This is a genomic window from Phycicoccus sp. DTK01 (genome assembly GCF_017312765.1).
Lineage (GTDB): Bacteria > Actinomycetota > Actinomycetes > Actinomycetales > Dermatophilaceae > Phycicoccus > Phycicoccus jejuensis.
Genome location: NZ_BOPU01000012.1, coordinates 80,139 through 93,561 on the forward strand (window position 1 = coordinate 80,139; position 13,423 = coordinate 93,561).

A 13,423-nucleotide genomic window follows, 5' to 3' on the forward strand; every position below is an offset into this window, starting at 1 on the left:
CGAGGACCCGGCCCGGCCGCAGGTCCGGATCGTAGGATCCCCCTCGTGGTCCCGGTCCTGCTCGCCCTCGTCGCGCTGGCGCTCGTCGCCGTCGTGGCCCTCGTGGCGACCGGCCGCCTGCGCGTCGACCCCCTCGCCGACGCCGTGACGACCACGCCCGACCACGGCCTGCCGCCCGAGCCGGCGGCCGCCGACGTGCGCTCCGTCCGCTTCGACACCGCCGCCCGCGGCTACCGGATGGACGAGGTCGACGCCCACCTGCTCGACCTCGCCGACACCCTCGCGGCGCGCGAGCGCGAGGTCGCCGAGCTGCGGGGCGACGCCGCGGCGCCCGCCCCCGCCGACCCGACCGACCCCACCTCCCGGGAGACCTGATGGCCTTCACGATCCGCCGCGCGAGCGACCTGCCCCGCGAGGCCGCCTGGGACGCCGTGACCGACCTGCGCGCCCACACCGCCCACGTCCCGCTCACCGATGTCGAGGTGCCCGACGGCGGCCTCGCCCTCGGGGCCGAGGTCAACGCGGTGACCCGCCTCGGGCCGGTCGCCGGCTCGGACCGGATGCTCGTCACCGCGCTCGAGCCCGGGCGCCGGCTGCGGCTGGTCAAGACCGGCTGGTTCCTGCGCGGCTGGGCCGACATCACCGTCGACGACGACCCCGCCGGCAGCCGCGTCACGTGGACCGAGGAGATCTGGCTGCCCGGCCTGCGCCGCCTGACGCGCCCGGTCGGCGACCGCCTCGGACCGCTGCTGTTCGGGAAGGTCGTCGAGGGCCTCGTGGCCGGCGCCGAGCGCCGTCGGGGCGGCTCGTGACCTGGTCGGTCCTCGCGGCGGTCCTCGGTGTCGGCGCGGTCCTCGGCGCGGCGTGGTGGCTGGGCCGCCAGCGGACGGACGACGAGGTGCTCGTCGACGACCCACGGGCCGGCACCTACCGCACGACCTTCCGGGGCTACCGCACCGACCAGGTCGACGAGGTCGTCGACCGGCTCGAGGCCCGCATCGCCGAGCGCGAGGCCGAGCTGCGGGTGCTGCGCGGCGAGGCGCCGCCGGCGCCCGCCGCCCCGACGGGGGCGGGGGAGGACGAGCCGCCCCCTCGAGGACGTCCGGCACCCGGGCGTGACCCGGTTGCCGGACGCCCCGCGCCGCTGCGCCGCACCGACCTCCTCGCCCCGCTGGCCTACCTCCTCGTCGCGGCCTACGTGACGATGCACCTGCTCGGCGAGGTCCGCACCGGCTACCTGTCGCAGGGCGTGCAGGACCAGCAGGCCTTCGAGTGGTACTTCGGGGCGACCGCGCACAACCTCGCCACGCTCTCCAACCCGCTGCTCAGCGACCTCCAGAACTTCCCGACGGGCGTCAACCTCATGGCCAACGCCGCGGTCCTCGGGCTCGGGGTGCCGCTGACCCCGCTCACCCTCCTCGCCGGGCCGGAGGTCACCTTCGTCCTCGTCGAGCTCCTCGGCCTGGCCCTGACGGCGAGCGGCTGGTACTGGCTCGTGCGCCGGCGGCTCGCGGTGCACCCGCTCGCCGCCTTCCTCGCGGGGGCGCTCGCGGGCTTCGGTCCGGGGATGGTCAGCCACGCCAACGGGCACCCCAACTTCGTCGTCCAGGCCCTCGTGCCGGTGATCGTCGACCGGGTGCTGCGGCTCGCCGAGGGGCGCCGTCCGGTGCGCGACGGGGTCGTCCTCGGGCTCCTCGTCGCGTGGCAGGTGCTCATCGGCGAGGAGGTGCTGCTGCTCACGGCGGTCGGGCTGCTCGTCGGCGGCGTCGTGTGGGCCGCCCACGGGCGCGTCCGCTGGCGCCCGCTCCTCACCGGTGGCGGGGTGGCCGGCCTCGTCGCCCTCGTGCTCGTGGGCTTCCCCCTCTGGTGGCAGTTCCTCGGTCCGCAGAGCTACGCCTCCATCTGGCACCCGCCCGGCGGCAACGACCTCGCCCAGCTGTGGGGGAGGGCCACGCGCACCGTGGGGGCGGACCCGTGGGCGTCCGCGGCCCTCTCGATGAACCGCACCGAGGAGAACTCGTTCTTCGGCGTCGCCCTCTGGGTGGCCGTCGGGCTCACCGTGGTCGCGCTGTGGCGCAGCGTCGTCGTCCGGGCGCTGGCGGCGGTCGTCGTCGTCACCTGCTGGCTCTCGCTCGGCGAGGAGGTCACCCTCCACGGCACGGCGCTCGGCATCCCCGGGCCGTGGGCGCTCCTCGAGCTCGTACCCGTCGTCCAGAACGTCCTGCCGACCCGGTTCACCCTCGTCGCCCTCCCGGTGCTCGGGGTGCTCCTCGCCCTCGGCGTCGAGCACCTGCGGCGGGCCGTCGACCGGCTCGCCGAGCAGCCCGGGCCCGGGCTCGCGATCGGCCTCGCCGCAGGAGTCGTCGCCCTGCTGCCCGTCGTCCCGACCCCCCTCGTCGTCGACCCGCGCCCCGTCGTCCCCGCGTTCTTCACGCAGGGCGCGTGGCGCGACCACGTCGACGACGGTGGCTCGGTCCTCGCCGTGCCCCCGCCGAACGTCGCCGACGCGCGCGCCCTGGAGTGGCAGGCCGCCGCCCGCTGGGGCTTCCCCGTCGTCGCCGGCTACTTCGTCGGCCCGAACGGGGGCCCCGACCGGGGCGGCCAGTACGGCGCCACCCCGACCGGGCTCACCGTGTGGCTGGCTCAGGTCGCGCAGACCGACGTCGTCGTCCCCGCGAGCGCGCAGGAGCGGGCCGGCTTCGTCGAGAACCTGCGCGACGGGCGCGTCGACGCCGTCGTCCTGCCCGACGACCGCCCGGCGGCCGGCTCCCTGCGAGACTCTCTCGTGACGCTCCTCGGTGACCCGCAGCACCTCGACGGGGTGTATCTCTGGGACGTGAGGAGGCTGACCGATGGCGCAGGCTGAGCTGGCCCCCGCCACCGAGGCCGTGACCGGCACCGGTCGCGGCCCGCTGCTGCGCCGCCTCGCGACCTCCGCCGGGCGGCACGAGCTCGCCGGGCGCGCCCTCCAGCGGCCGGTCCTCACCATCCTCGCCGTGTACGCCGTCTCGCGGGTCGTCGCCCTCGCGGCGCTCTGGGTCGCCGCGACCTGGTTCCAGAACCCCGCGGGCGTCGGCCACCAGGACCCCACCGTCGGCGACCTCGTCGGGCTCTGGGACGGCGTCTGGTACCACCGCATCGTCGAGGACGGCTACCCCGTCCCGCTGCCGCGCGACGCCGACAACGGGCGGATCACCTACAGCGCGTGGGCCTTCTACCCGCTCTACCCCTACCTCGTGAAGGGGCTGATGCTCACCGGGATGTCCTTCGAGGTCGCGGGGGTCGTCCTCAACCTCGTCCTCGGCGCCGTCGGGGCCGTGCTCATCCACGCGCTCTTCCGCAGCACCTACCACGCGGCGCGCCAGCCGCAGCGCGAGCGCCTCGCCCTCGTCGCCGCGTGCCTCTGGTGCTTCTACCCGACGACGTCGGTCATGCTCAAGCCGTACACCGAGGCGCTCGCCGTGGCCCTCGTCGCCGCCGCGCTGCTCGTCCTCGTGCGGCGCCACTACCTCCTCGTGGCGGCGGTCGCCCTGCCCCTCGGCTTCACGCGCGGCGTCGCCCCGGCCCTCGGGCTCGCGGTGCTCATCCACCTCGGGGTCCGCTGGCGCGAGGAGCGGGCCGCCGGGCTGCGCCCGCTCGCCGGGCAGTGGCCGCGCATCGTCGTCATGCTCGCCTCGGTCGGCGTCAGCGCGATCGCGTGGCCGGCCGTCGCCGGGTTCGCCACCGGCGTCCCGACCGCGTTCTTCGACGTGCAGGCCGCGTGGGGCCAGAAGCCCGCCGACGGCCCGTTCGTCCTGTGGTTCCAGTGGGCCTGGGACGGCAAGGGCCTGGCCGGCGTGCTCGTCCTCGTCGCGCTCGCCGCCACCTACGTCGCGCTCGTCCTCGGCCGGCACGGGCGCTGGATGAGCGTCGAGATGCGCGTGTGGGCCCTCGCCTACCCGTTCTTCCTCTTCGCCGTCGTCCGGCCGATCACCTCGATGTGGCGCTTCCTCCTCCTCGACATGCCGCTGGCCGCGCTCGTGGCGTCGGTCGCGATGCGCACGGCCGACGGCGGGCAGGTCGTGCCGCACTGGAAACGGCGGGTGGCCGTCGTCGTCGTGGTCCTCGTCGGCGGCATCCTCTGGTGGACCTGCAGCCTCCTCACGTACACCCCGTGGGGCTCCTTCCCCCCGTGACGTGCGGGTTCGGATTTCGCCACGCCGCAAGCCTGCTGCGATAATGGTCTCCGAGTCTCGGCGGTCCGGCGTCGAGCAGGACGCGGCGCGACCCACGCTGCCGCGACGAAGAAGGGAATCACGCCATGGCGGCAATGAAGCCGAGGACGGGCGACGGCCCGCTCGAGGTCACCAAGGAAGGTCGCGGCATCGTGCTGCGCATGCCCCTCGAGGGCGGTGGGCGGCTCGTCGTCGAGATGACCCCCGACGAGGTGCGCGCGCTGGGCGAGGCCATCGACAACTGCGACGGTCTCTGACCGGCAGGCCGCCGACGGGAGCCCTCACCGATCATCCGGTGGGGGCTCCGTCGTGTCCGGGGGAGGTGTCGCGGCGAGCGTGGGGGGTACGCGGTGAGACGGTGTGGCGCCGCCGCGCCGCCCCCGCCTACGGTCGAGGGCCACGACACGACGACCCGCCGGGACCCGGCGGCCGAGGAGGACCCACGGATGAACGCCGGCTACGGACTGACGGTGCGCTGGTCGCTCGAGGACGCCCCTGCGGGGGTGGCCGACGAGCTGCGCGAGTACGTCGTCGGCACCTCGATCGCGCGCTTCATGTTCCTCGACGGCCTGGCCTTCAAGGTGTGGCGGATGCGCGAGGGCGAGTGGTTCGAGGGCACCTACGTCTTCGACAGCGAGCAGGAGCGGCAGCACTTCCGCGAGGGGTTCGAGCCGGGGGCGGCCACCGCGCCGGGCAGCGCGATCATCGGGTCGGCGCCGAGCACGATCGAGGAGTGGGAGGTCGTCGCGATCGCCGAGGGCCCGGCCGGCTTCCGCCGGGGCGCGGGGCCCTCGGTCAGCTGACGCCGGTCCTCAGCGGCGGACGGCGACGAGGACGCCGTCGCTGACCGGCAGGAGCGCGGTGACGAGGTCGTCGTGGTCGCGCAGGGTCTTGCCCAGGTCGCGCAGCGTCGTCGTCGTGGCGTCCCGCGAGGCGGGGTCGGCGACCTTGTCGTGCCAGAGCATGTTGTCGACGACGAGCACCCCGCCGCTGCGCAGCAGCCGGACCGCGTGCTCGACGTAGGTCGGGTAGGTGTCCTTGTCGGCGTCGACGTGGACCATGTCGTAGCCGCCGTCGGCCATCCGCGGCAGGACCTCGGCGGCGGCGCCGGTGATGACGCGCGTGCGCTGGTGCGGGTAGCCCGCCTCGGCGTACGCCTGGCGCGCGAGCCGCTGGTGCTCGGCCGAGACGTCGATCGTCGTGAGGATGCCGTCGTCGGGCATCCCCGAGAGCAGCCAGAGCCCGGAGGTGCCGGCGCCCGTCCCGACCTCGAGGACGTGCTTGGCCCGCACGCTCGCCGCGAGCAGGCGCAGCACGGCGCCCGCCCCGGTGCCGACGGGGGAGGCGGCGCCGAGCTCGGCGCCCCGGCGGCGGGCCGCCTCGACGACCTCGGGCTCGGGGACGAACTCCTCCGCGTAGGACCAGCTGGCCGGCTTCAGTCCGCTCATGGCGGCAACCCTAGTGCGCCCGGCAGGGGGTGGCGCGCCACCGGTTCCCAGCCGGCGTTCAGCCTTCCCGGGAACAATTCACGGTTCCGGCACGTATCGATGGGTGGCATGAGCAGCGTGGTGAGCGAGGAACCGATGGCGACGACCGCAGACCCGGCCCCGGTGGGCACGGGGACCGCGTGGGTGCCCCCGTCGTGGGAGGAGGTCGTCGAGCAGCACTCGGCGCGCGTCTACCGCCTCGCCTACCGCCTGACCGGCAACGTCCACGACGCCGAGGACCTCACGCAGGACGTCTTCGTCCGCGTCTTCCGCTCGCTGCACACCTACCAGCCCGGCACCTTCGAGGGCTGGCTGCACCGGATCACGACCAACGTCTTCCTCGACAAGATGCGCCGCAAGCAGCGCATCCGCTTCGACGCCCTCTCGGACGAGTCGGCGGCGCGCCTGCCGAGCCGCGACCTCGGCCCCGAGCAGACCTTCGCCGACACCCACCTCGACGACGACGTCCAGCGCGCGCTCGACGCGCTCTCGCCGGACTTCCGCGCCGCGGTCGTCCTCTGCGACATCGAGGGCCTCTCCTACGAGGAGGTCGCCGCGACGCTCGGCATCAAGCTCGGGACGGTGCGCTCGCGCATCCACCGCGGCCGGGCCCAGCTGCGCGAGGCGCTCGCCCACCGGGCCCCCCGCCCGCGCCCCGAGGTCACCGCTCCCACCCGCCGCGGCCCGGTCGTCCGGCGACCCGCCGCCGGAGTCGTATGACGGCCCGCGCGGGCGTGCAGTGCCTCGGCGACGAGCTCTCGGAGTACGCCGCCGGCCGTCTCGGCGCGTCCCGCGAGCAGGCCTGGGACCGGCACCTCGTCGCCTGCGAGATGTGCCGTCACGCGGTCGGTCAGGAGCGCCGCCTGCGGGCGGCCCTCGCCGGGGCACCGTCGATGCCCGGTGACCTGCGGGTCACCCTGCTCGCCCTCGCGCGCGACCTCGAGCCGCCGGCCACCTCCGCGCCGGCGGCGACCGCCGGACCGGACCCCCTCCGGCTGCTCGCCCCGTCCGCCCCGCCCTGCCACCGCAGCGCGCTGCGCGCCACCGTCGTGGCAGCCGCCGCTGCGGGCGTCTCCGCCGCGGCCGCCTGGAGCCTGACGGTCATCGGCAGCCCCGCCGTCGTGCGGCCCGCGGGCTCCCCGGCCGGGCCCGCCTCCGCGACGACGCGGGTCGTCGTCCCGCACGGGACGACGGCGTTCGCGCAGGTCAGCCTCACGACGCGCACCTCCCCGCCCGCGCCGTCGCGCCAGCAGGCACAATCGACGCCATGAGTGAACGGGACCGCGGGTCCGACGACTGGCAGCCGTGGGACCGCGAGCCCCCGAGCGGCCCGGCGACCGAGCCGGTGCCCGCCGCGGAGCCGCAGTGGGCGAGCGCCGCCGGCGCGGAGCCGACCACCGAGCTCCCGGCCGGCCCGCCCCCGCCGCCGTACCAGCCGATCAGCGGCTCGTGGGGCGCCCCGCCCGTGCCGCCCTCCGCCTCGGCGGCCCACCCCGTCTCGCAGCCCGAGCCCCGTCCCGGCCGGCGCGGCCCGGGGTGGGGTGCGCTCGTCGGCGTGGCCCTGGCGACCGCCCTCGTGGCCGGCACGACCGGTGGCATCGTCGGTGGTGCGCTGGCCGACCGCGGCTCGGGCTCGTCGGGCACGTCCGTCGCCGCCCCGCAGCCCGGGGCCGGTGCGACGACCCGGCCGCGCGGCTCGGTGGCCAACATCGCCGCCACGGCGCTGCCCAGCGTCGTGACGCTGCGCGTCGAGGGGGCGGACGGTGGCGCCACCGGCTCCGGCTGGGTCTACGACGACCAGGGGCACGTGGTGACGAACAACCACGTCGTCGCCGGCGCCGGCGACTCCACCATCACCGTCGTCCTCTCGAACGGGAAGCAGGTGTCCGGCAAGGTCGTCGGGCGTGACGGGTCCTACGACCTCGCCGTCGTGCGGGTCGAGGGCGCCGACCTCACGCCGCTGCCGGTGGGCAGCTCCGCCGACGTCGTCGTCGGTGACGAGGTCATCGCCGTCGGCGCGCCGCTCGGCCTCGACTCGACCGTGACGAGCGGCATCGTCAGTGCGCTCGACCGCCCCGTCACGCCGGGGCAGCAGGACGACCAGTCGTTCATCAACGCGATCCAGACCGACGCCGCGATCAACCCCGGCAACTCCGGCGGCCCGCTGCTCGACATGCAGGGCCGGGTCATCGGCGTCAACTCCGCCATCGCCCGGGTGCCCGGCACCTCGCTCGGCGGCCAGAGCGGCAACATCGGCGTCGGCTTCGCCATCCCGAGCGACCAGGTCGCGACGACCGTCGACCAGCTCATCAGGACCGGCAAGGCCGAGCACCCCATCATCGGCGTGTACCTCGACAGCTCCTACGACGGCGAGGGCGTGCGCGTCGCCGACGACGGGCCCGACGGCGACCCGGCGGTCAACCCGGGCGGACCGGCGGACGAGGCGGGCATCGAGGCCGGCGACGTCATCACCGCCTTCGAGGGCCGGCCGGTGACGGACGACGGCGAGCTCGTCGTCAAGATCCGCGCGCGGAAGGTCGGGGAGTCCGTCAAGCTGACCATCGTGCGCGACGGTCGGGAACGGGATGTCACCATGGTGCTCCAGGGGTCGGAGTGACCCCCCGCAGCGAAGGGGCGTGACGCGGTGTTCGGCGTCAACGGGTGGGAGATCATCCTGCTCGCACTCATCGCGGTGTTCGTGCTCGGCCCGGACAAGCTGCCGGAGTACGCGGCCAAGCTCGCGCACGGCATCCGCCGGCTGCGGGTGATGGCCGAGGGCGCCAAGGACTCGCTGCGCGACCAGCTCGGCCCGGAGTACGACGACATCGACTGGCGTCAGTACGACCCGCGCCAGTACGACCCCCGACGCATCGTCCGCGAGGCGCTGCTCGACCCGCTCGACGAGGCCGTCGCCCCGGTGCGCGGCGAGATCTCGAGCGTGCGCGACGCCGCCCGCGTGCGACGTCCCGCGGGCGACGCGGCCGCCGCCGGGGCGGCAGGGGCCGCGGCCGGGGCGACCGCTGCGGCGGCGAACGGGTCGGCCGCCGCGTCGACCCCCACCGACACCGACGCCGACCTCGGTGACGGGTACGTCGAGGACGGCTACGACGACGAGTACGTCACCGTGCAGCCGTGGATGACGCCGACGGCGTTCGACCCCGCGCTGCCCACGCCGTTCGACACCGACGCGACCTGACCGGCTCGGTCGCTCGCGCCGGCGGGGTCAGCGACCGACGGGCGAGAGGCCGAGCGAGCGACCGGCGAGGCCGCGCGAGCGCGTGGCGAGGCCGGAGGCGATGCCCCGCAGCGCGACCGCGGCGGGGGAGTCCGGCTCGCCGAGGACGACCGGGCTGCCCTGGTCGGCGCCGATGCGCAGGCGCGTGTCGAGCGGGATCTGGCCGAGCAGCGGGACCTCGGCGCCGATCGAGCGCGAGAGGGACTCGGCGACCTCTCGGCCGCCGCCGGAGCCGAAGATCTCCTCGCGGGAGCCGTCGGGCAGCTCGAGCCAGCTCATGTTCTCGATGACGCCGGCGACCCGCTGGTGGGTCTGGAGGGCGATGGAGCCGGCGCGCTCGGCGACCTCGGCGGCCGCCTGCTGCGGCGTCGTGACGACGAGGATCTCGGCGCCCGGGATGAGCTGCGCGACGGAGATCGCGATGTCGCCGGTGCCCGGCGGGAGGTCGAGGAGGAGGACGTCGAGGTCACCCCAGAAGACGTCGGCGAGGAACTGCTGCAGCGCCCGGTGGAGCATCGGCCCGCGCCAGACGACCGGCTGGTTGCCCGGCACGAACATCCCGATCGAGATGACCTTCACGTCGTGGCTGACCGGCGGCATGATCATGTCGTCGACCTGGGTCGGCTTGTGCTCGACGCCGAGCATCCGGGGGATCGAGAAGCCGTAGATGTCGGCGTCGACGACCCCGACGCGCAGGCCCTGCGCGGCGAGGGCGGCCGCGAGGTTGGCGGTGACCGAGCTCTTGCCGACGCCGCCCTTGCCGGAGGCGACGGCGTAGACGCGGGTCAGCGAGCCGGCCTTGGCGAAGGGGACCTCGCGCTCGGCGGTGCCGCCGCGCAGCTTCGTCTTGAGCTCGGCGCGCTGCTCGTCGCTCATGACGCCGAGGGTGACGCTGACGTCGGTGACGCCGTCGACCGCCGCCAGGGCGTTCGTCGTGTCCCGGGTCAGCGTGTCCTTGAGCGGGCAGGCGGCCACGGTGAGCAGGACGGTGACGGCCACGCGGCCGTCGTCGTCGCACGCGAGGTCGCCGACCATCCCGAGCTCGGTGATCGGGCGCCGGATCTCGGGGTCGATGACCTTCTCGAGGGCGGCGTGGAGGACGTCGGTGCTGACCTGCGGCATACCCCCGAGTCTAGGTCCGCGGCGCGGTCCGGCCGTCGTCGGCCCCGGTCGGAGCGGGGGGCTGTTGCACGACGACGAGGCCGCGCTCCTCCATCTCGTCGAGCAGGTCGCGCAGCTCGCTGCGGACGAAGTCGCGGGTCGCGGTGTCGCGCATGGCGATGCGCAGTGCGGCGACCTCGCGGGTGAGGAACTCGGTGTCGGCGAGGTTGCGCTCGTCGCGCGAGCGGTCCTGCTCCAGGGCGACGCGGTCGCGGTCGGCCTGGCGGTTCTGCGCGAGGAGGATGAGCGGGGCGGCGTAGGAGGCCTGCAGCGACAGGATGAGCGTGAGCAGCGTGTAGTTGAGCGAGCGGGGGTCGAACTGGAGCACGGCCGGCAGGAAGGTGTTCCAGGCGAGCCAGACGACGACGAAGACCGTCATCCCGATGAGGAAGTACGCGGTGCCCATGAACCGGGCGAACTTCTCGGACAGGACGCCGAAGGCCTCCCCGGAGAACGCGGCGGGCAGCGTGAAGCGCCGCCGGCCGGCCTCGCGGGGGGTGTCGATGCGGGAGCGGCGCTCGCGCTCAGCCACGGGTCACCTCCTCGTGGGGGACGACGTCGTGGCGCTCCTCGCGCCAGTCGTCGGGAAGGATGTGGTCGAGCACGTCGTCGACGGTGACCGCGCCGAGCAGGTGCCCCTCCTCGTCGACGACCGGCATGCCGACGAGGTCGTACGTGGCGAGCGTCCGGGTCACCTGGCCCAGGCTCGCGGTGGGCGGCAGCGGCTCGACGTCCTTGTCGAGGATGCCGCCGATCGGCTGGTGCGGCGCCTCGCGCAGGAGCCGCTGGATGTGGACGACGCCGAGGAACTTGCCGGTGGGGGTCTCCAGCGGCGGGCGGCAGACGAAGACGGTGCAGGCCAGCGCGGTCGAGAGCTCCTGGCGGCGGACGACGGCGAGGGCCTCGGCGATCGACGCCTCCGGGCCGAGGATGACCGGCTCGGTCGTCATGAGGCCACCGGCGGTGTTCTCGTCGTAGGTGAGGAGGCGGCGCAGGTCCGCGGCCTCGTCGGCGTCCATCTTCTCGAGCAGCTCCTCCTGGCGCTCCGGCGGCAGCTCGGAGAGGAGGTCGGCGGCGTCGTCGGGCTCCATCGCCTCGAGGACGTCGGCGGCGCGGGCGACCTCGAGGCCGACGAGGATCTCGACCTGGTCGTCCTCGGGCAGCTCCTCGATGACGTCGGCGAGGCGCTCGTCGGTGAGGGCGGCGGCGACCTCGGCGCGGCGGCGCGGGCTGAGGTCGTGGATGACCTCGGCGAGGTCGGCGGGCTTGAGGTCCTCGTAGGTCTCGAGCAGCTTGGCCGCGCCCTGCCCCTCGCTCGCGGTGCGCAGGCCGACGACGTCCTCGATCGTCGCGACGAAGGTCTCGCCGCGGCGGCGCCCGAGCCGGCCGAGGCGGGAGGGGCGCGAGGCGTCGAGGCGCACGGCGACGCGGGTGACGTTCCAGCCGCGCTGGCCCAGCTGCTCGATGCCGACGTCCTGGACCGTGGCGGTCGCGATGTCGCCGTCCTCGGTGCGGACCTGGACGGTGCGCTCGAGGAGCTCGGCGACGACGAGGGTCTCGTTCGGGCGCTGCTCGAAGCGGCGCATGTTGACCAGGCCGGTCGTGATGACCTGGCCGCCCTCGACGGACGTGACCCGGGTCATCGGGACGAACACGCGGCGACGGCCCGGCACCTCGACGACGAGGCCGATGGCCCGCGGACGGGACTTCGTGGCGCTGAACGTGACGACGACGTCGCGGACGCGGCCCACCTTGTCGCCGAGCGGGTCGAAGACGTCCAGCTCGGACAGGCGGCCGACGAAGGCCCGGGTCGGCGTGCTCACGTCCGACAGGCTATCCGCCGTCGGAGGGGGGCGTGGACGGCTCGTCCGGGGTGTTGCGCCGGGCGCCGGCCCGGCCGCGCCAGTGCCAGGGGCGCCACCGCGCGGTCGCGGGCGCCGCGGGTCGGACGGGGGCCGCGCCGCTGCTCGTGCCGTGGTGGCCGGGCTGCTCGCCGGGTCGCCCGTGCGGGGTGAGGACGTGGAGGGTGTTGTGCGCCCGCCAGCGCTCGAGGACCTCCTCGGCGCTGCCCGGGGCGTTGAGCCGCTCGGGCCGCAGCACCGCCGCGGCCTGCTCCCACGCGTCGGTGCCCGGCTCGAGGACGCGGGTGGTGGCATGGATGGTGAGGAGGCGGCCGCCGGTGTCCTTGCTGCGCAGGATCAGCTCCACCTCGTCAGGCAGCCACGGCAGGTGCTGCTCACCAGGACCGGAGACCACGTAGGCGGCCGGGCCGGTGCCCCGCTCGTCGCCGTCGTCGTGCCACACGTGCCAGGCGGGGTACGTCGAACCGTCCGGGAGGCGGACCCACAGCAGCCCCGACTTGGACGCGGCCTCGTTGAGCAGCTTCGTCACGTCGACCCGCGGGGGAGCGGGCGCGGCGGGGGCGCTGGCGGCGTCGGTGGTCGCCTCGTCGGACATGTCCAGCACTCTCCCACAGCACCCGCTCGTCCCGGCTGCTGTGCATCCTGACGCACCCGGGACGAGCGGTCGCGGTGCGTCCCGCCGGTGCCCTCTCACCCTGCCGGTGCGACCTCGCCCGGCCGGTGCCTCATGGCACCCCGGCACGGCGAGACCCGGGCGGCACGGCGAGACCACGACGGCGGGGCTGCGAGGGGGTCGGGCAGGAGGGGAGCCGGAGGGGGGTTCTGCTTCTCTCGGGACGACGAATTCTGTTCTGCTGAGGGCGAACCGGGACACAGTAAGGCTTGCAACTAGAACACCAGTTCGATAAACTGAGCATGGACACCGAGACCCTCTCCCGCCGCATCGCGGGGCTACGCGAGGAGTGCGCGCGGCTGGGGGCCGAGCTGGTCGAGCAGGGTCACGGGCTGTCCTCGGAGGAGGCGTTCGGGCTCGCCGGGGAGCTGCAGGGTGTCGTGAACGCGGCCGAGGGGGCCACGGCGGTGGCTGGCGCGTGGGGTGCGCGGGTGGAGACGACGGTGCGCTCGGGCTCGTGGGAGCGGGTGCACCCGGTGGGGTTCGTCGACGCGATGGCGCCGACACGGATGTCGCTCGCGACGGGGCTGACCGAGGGGGTGGCGGGTCGGAAGGCGGCGCTGGGTGCCGCGCTGGGTGAGTGGTTCCCGCGGGTGCGTGAGCTGCTCCTCGAGGGTGCGGTCGCTTGCGTGAGCGTGCAGAAGGTGGTCGACGCGTGCGCCGGGCTGGACGTGGCGGCGTGCCTGCGGGTCGATGCCGATCTCGCGCCCCGGTTGGCGGGGATGGACCCGGCCCGCGTGACGGGTGAGGCGCGGCGGGTCGCGACGCGGGTGGCGGCCGACCAGGTCGCC

Annotated in this window: 16 protein-coding genes; 11 read left to right on the plus strand and 5 right to left on the minus strand. The window is 75.0% G+C overall.

The annotated features are described in order from the left end of the window. Positions 1-45 precede the first annotated feature (45 nt). The 6 genes from J3473_RS18160 to J3473_RS18185 all read left to right on the plus strand — a co-directional run bounded on the left by J3473_RS18160 (position 46) and on the right by J3473_RS18185 (position 5,017). Complete coding sequence (locus tag J3473_RS18160; protein WP_242525954.1) at positions 46-375, plus strand: DivIVA domain-containing protein; 330 nt, start codon at positions 46-48, stop codon at positions 373-375. Beyond that, positions 375-812, plus strand: coding sequence for an SRPBCC family protein (locus J3473_RS18165; RefSeq protein WP_030529549.1), 438 nt, complete (start codon positions 375-377; stop codon positions 810-812). The genes J3473_RS18160 and J3473_RS18165 overlap by 1 nt, the downstream gene beginning before the upstream one ends. Then, positions 809-2,866: a DivIVA domain-containing protein gene (locus J3473_RS18170; RefSeq protein WP_207025223.1), complete on the plus strand. Its 2,058-nt coding sequence runs from the start codon at positions 809-811 to the stop codon at positions 2,864-2,866. Before J3473_RS18165 ends, J3473_RS18170 begins: the two co-directional genes overlap by 4 nt. Further along, positions 2,853-4,175: a hypothetical protein gene (locus tag J3473_RS18175; protein WP_242525955.1), complete on the plus strand. Its 1,323-nt coding sequence runs from the start codon at positions 2,853-2,855 to the stop codon at positions 4,173-4,175. The genes J3473_RS18170 and J3473_RS18175 overlap by 14 nt, the downstream gene beginning before the upstream one ends. Before the next feature lie 125 nt (positions 4,176-4,300). Then, complete coding sequence (locus J3473_RS18180) at positions 4,301-4,471, plus strand: DUF3117 domain-containing protein (protein ID WP_084696920.1); 171 nt, start codon at positions 4,301-4,303, stop codon at positions 4,469-4,471. A gap of 189 nt (positions 4,472-4,660) precedes the next feature. Beyond that, positions 4,661-5,017 (plus strand): hypothetical protein, encoded by a 357-nt coding sequence (locus J3473_RS18185; RefSeq protein ID WP_030529552.1) that lies wholly within the window; start codon positions 4,661-4,663, stop codon positions 5,015-5,017. Between the two features lie 9 nt (positions 5,018-5,026). Here the strand turns inward: J3473_RS18185 and J3473_RS18190 are convergent, their stop codons facing one another. After that, complete coding sequence (locus J3473_RS18190) at positions 5,027-5,662, minus strand: O-methyltransferase (protein ID WP_207025224.1); 636 nt, start codon at positions 5,660-5,662, stop codon at positions 5,027-5,029. Between the two features lie 135 nt (positions 5,663-5,797). On the opposite strand from J3473_RS18190, the gene sigE reads away from it, so the two are divergent. From sigE to J3473_RS18210, 4 genes are read left to right on the plus strand one after another with little or no spacing between them, the layout of a single operon-like run. Beyond that, the gene (gene sigE / locus J3473_RS18195) at positions 5,798-6,421 is read left to right on the plus strand and encodes an RNA polymerase sigma factor SigE (RefSeq protein ID WP_051750730.1); all 624 of its coding nucleotides are present in this window, start codon (positions 5,798-5,800) and stop codon (positions 6,419-6,421) included. Beyond that, positions 6,418-6,972 carry an anti-sigma factor gene (locus J3473_RS18200; protein WP_207025225.1) on the plus strand — a complete coding sequence of 185 codons (555 nt, stop codon included), beginning with the start codon at positions 6,418-6,420 and terminating at the stop codon, positions 6,970-6,972. Before sigE ends, J3473_RS18200 begins: the two co-directional genes overlap by 4 nt. Further along, the gene (locus J3473_RS18205) at positions 6,969-8,318 is read left to right on the plus strand and encodes a S1C family serine protease (protein ID WP_207025226.1); all 1,350 of its coding nucleotides are present in this window, start codon (positions 6,969-6,971) and stop codon (positions 8,316-8,318) included. Before J3473_RS18200 ends, J3473_RS18205 begins: the two co-directional genes overlap by 4 nt. A 27-nt stretch (positions 8,319-8,345) precedes the next feature. Further along, positions 8,346-8,897: a twin-arginine translocase TatA/TatE family subunit gene (locus J3473_RS18210; protein WP_207025227.1), complete on the plus strand. Its 552-nt coding sequence runs from the start codon at positions 8,346-8,348 to the stop codon at positions 8,895-8,897. Positions 8,898-8,924: 27 nt separating this feature from the next. On the opposite strand, the gene J3473_RS18215 is transcribed toward J3473_RS18210, so the two are convergent. Genes J3473_RS18215 through J3473_RS18230 form a run of 4 tightly spaced genes read right to left on the minus strand, consistent with a single transcriptional unit; the run spans position 8,925 to position 12,554 of the window. Beyond that, positions 8,925-10,058, minus strand: coding sequence for an Mrp/NBP35 family ATP-binding protein (locus tag J3473_RS18215; RefSeq protein WP_030529558.1), 1,134 nt, complete (start codon positions 10,056-10,058; stop codon positions 8,925-8,927). A gap of 10 nt (positions 10,059-10,068) precedes the next feature. Next, positions 10,069-10,629, minus strand: a complete 561-nt coding sequence (locus tag J3473_RS18220; RefSeq protein ID WP_207025228.1) for a DUF1003 domain-containing protein — start codon at positions 10,627-10,629, stop codon at positions 10,069-10,071. Next, a complete protein-coding gene (locus J3473_RS18225) occupies positions 10,622-11,920 on the minus strand; it encodes a CBS domain-containing protein (protein WP_030529560.1) in 1,299 nt (432 codons plus the stop codon). The genes J3473_RS18220 and J3473_RS18225 overlap by 8 nt, the downstream gene beginning before the upstream one ends. 10 nt (positions 11,921-11,930) lie before the next feature. Next, entirely contained in the window at positions 11,931-12,554 is a 624-nt protein-coding gene (locus tag J3473_RS18230; protein ID WP_207025229.1) for a hypothetical protein, read from the minus strand. Positions 12,555-12,874: 320 nt separating this feature from the next. Here J3473_RS18230 and J3473_RS18235 point away from each other — a divergent pair. Next, positions 12,875-13,423: hypothetical protein (locus J3473_RS18235; RefSeq protein WP_207025230.1), on the plus strand; the 549-nt coding region annotated here is incomplete at its 3' end.

Excerpts from the sequence above, each read along its gene's own strand:
- J3473_RS18165 (WP_030529549.1), top strand. The coding sequence starts at position 375 with ATGGCCTTCACGATCCGCCGCGCGAGCGACCTGCCCCGCGAGGCCGCC.
- J3473_RS18175 (WP_242525955.1), top strand. The coding sequence starts at position 2,853 with ATGGCGCAGGCTGAGCTGGCCCCCGCCACCGAGGCCGTGACCGGCACC.
- J3473_RS18180 (WP_084696920.1), top strand. The coding sequence starts at position 4,301 with ATGGCGGCAATGAAGCCGAGGACGGGCGACGGCCCGCTCGAGGTCACC.
- J3473_RS18185 (WP_030529552.1), top strand. The coding sequence starts at position 4,661 with ATGAACGCCGGCTACGGACTGACGGTGCGCTGGTCGCTCGAGGACGCC.
- J3473_RS18190 (WP_207025224.1), bottom strand. The coding sequence starts at position 5,662 with ATGAGCGGACTGAAGCCGGCCAGCTGGTCCTACGCGGAGGAGTTCGTC.
- sigE (WP_051750730.1), top strand. The coding sequence starts at position 5,798 with ATGGCGACGACCGCAGACCCGGCCCCGGTGGGCACGGGGACCGCGTGG.
- J3473_RS18200 (WP_207025225.1), top strand. The coding sequence starts at position 6,418 with ATGACGGCCCGCGCGGGCGTGCAGTGCCTCGGCGACGAGCTCTCGGAG.
- J3473_RS18205 (WP_207025226.1), top strand. The coding sequence starts at position 6,969 with ATGAGTGAACGGGACCGCGGGTCCGACGACTGGCAGCCGTGGGACCGC.
- J3473_RS18215 (WP_030529558.1), bottom strand. The coding sequence starts at position 10,058 with ATGCCGCAGGTCAGCACCGACGTCCTCCACGCCGCCCTCGAGAAGGTC.
- J3473_RS18230 (WP_207025229.1), bottom strand. The coding sequence starts at position 12,554 with ATGTCCGACGAGGCGACCACCGACGCCGCCAGCGCCCCCGCCGCGCCC.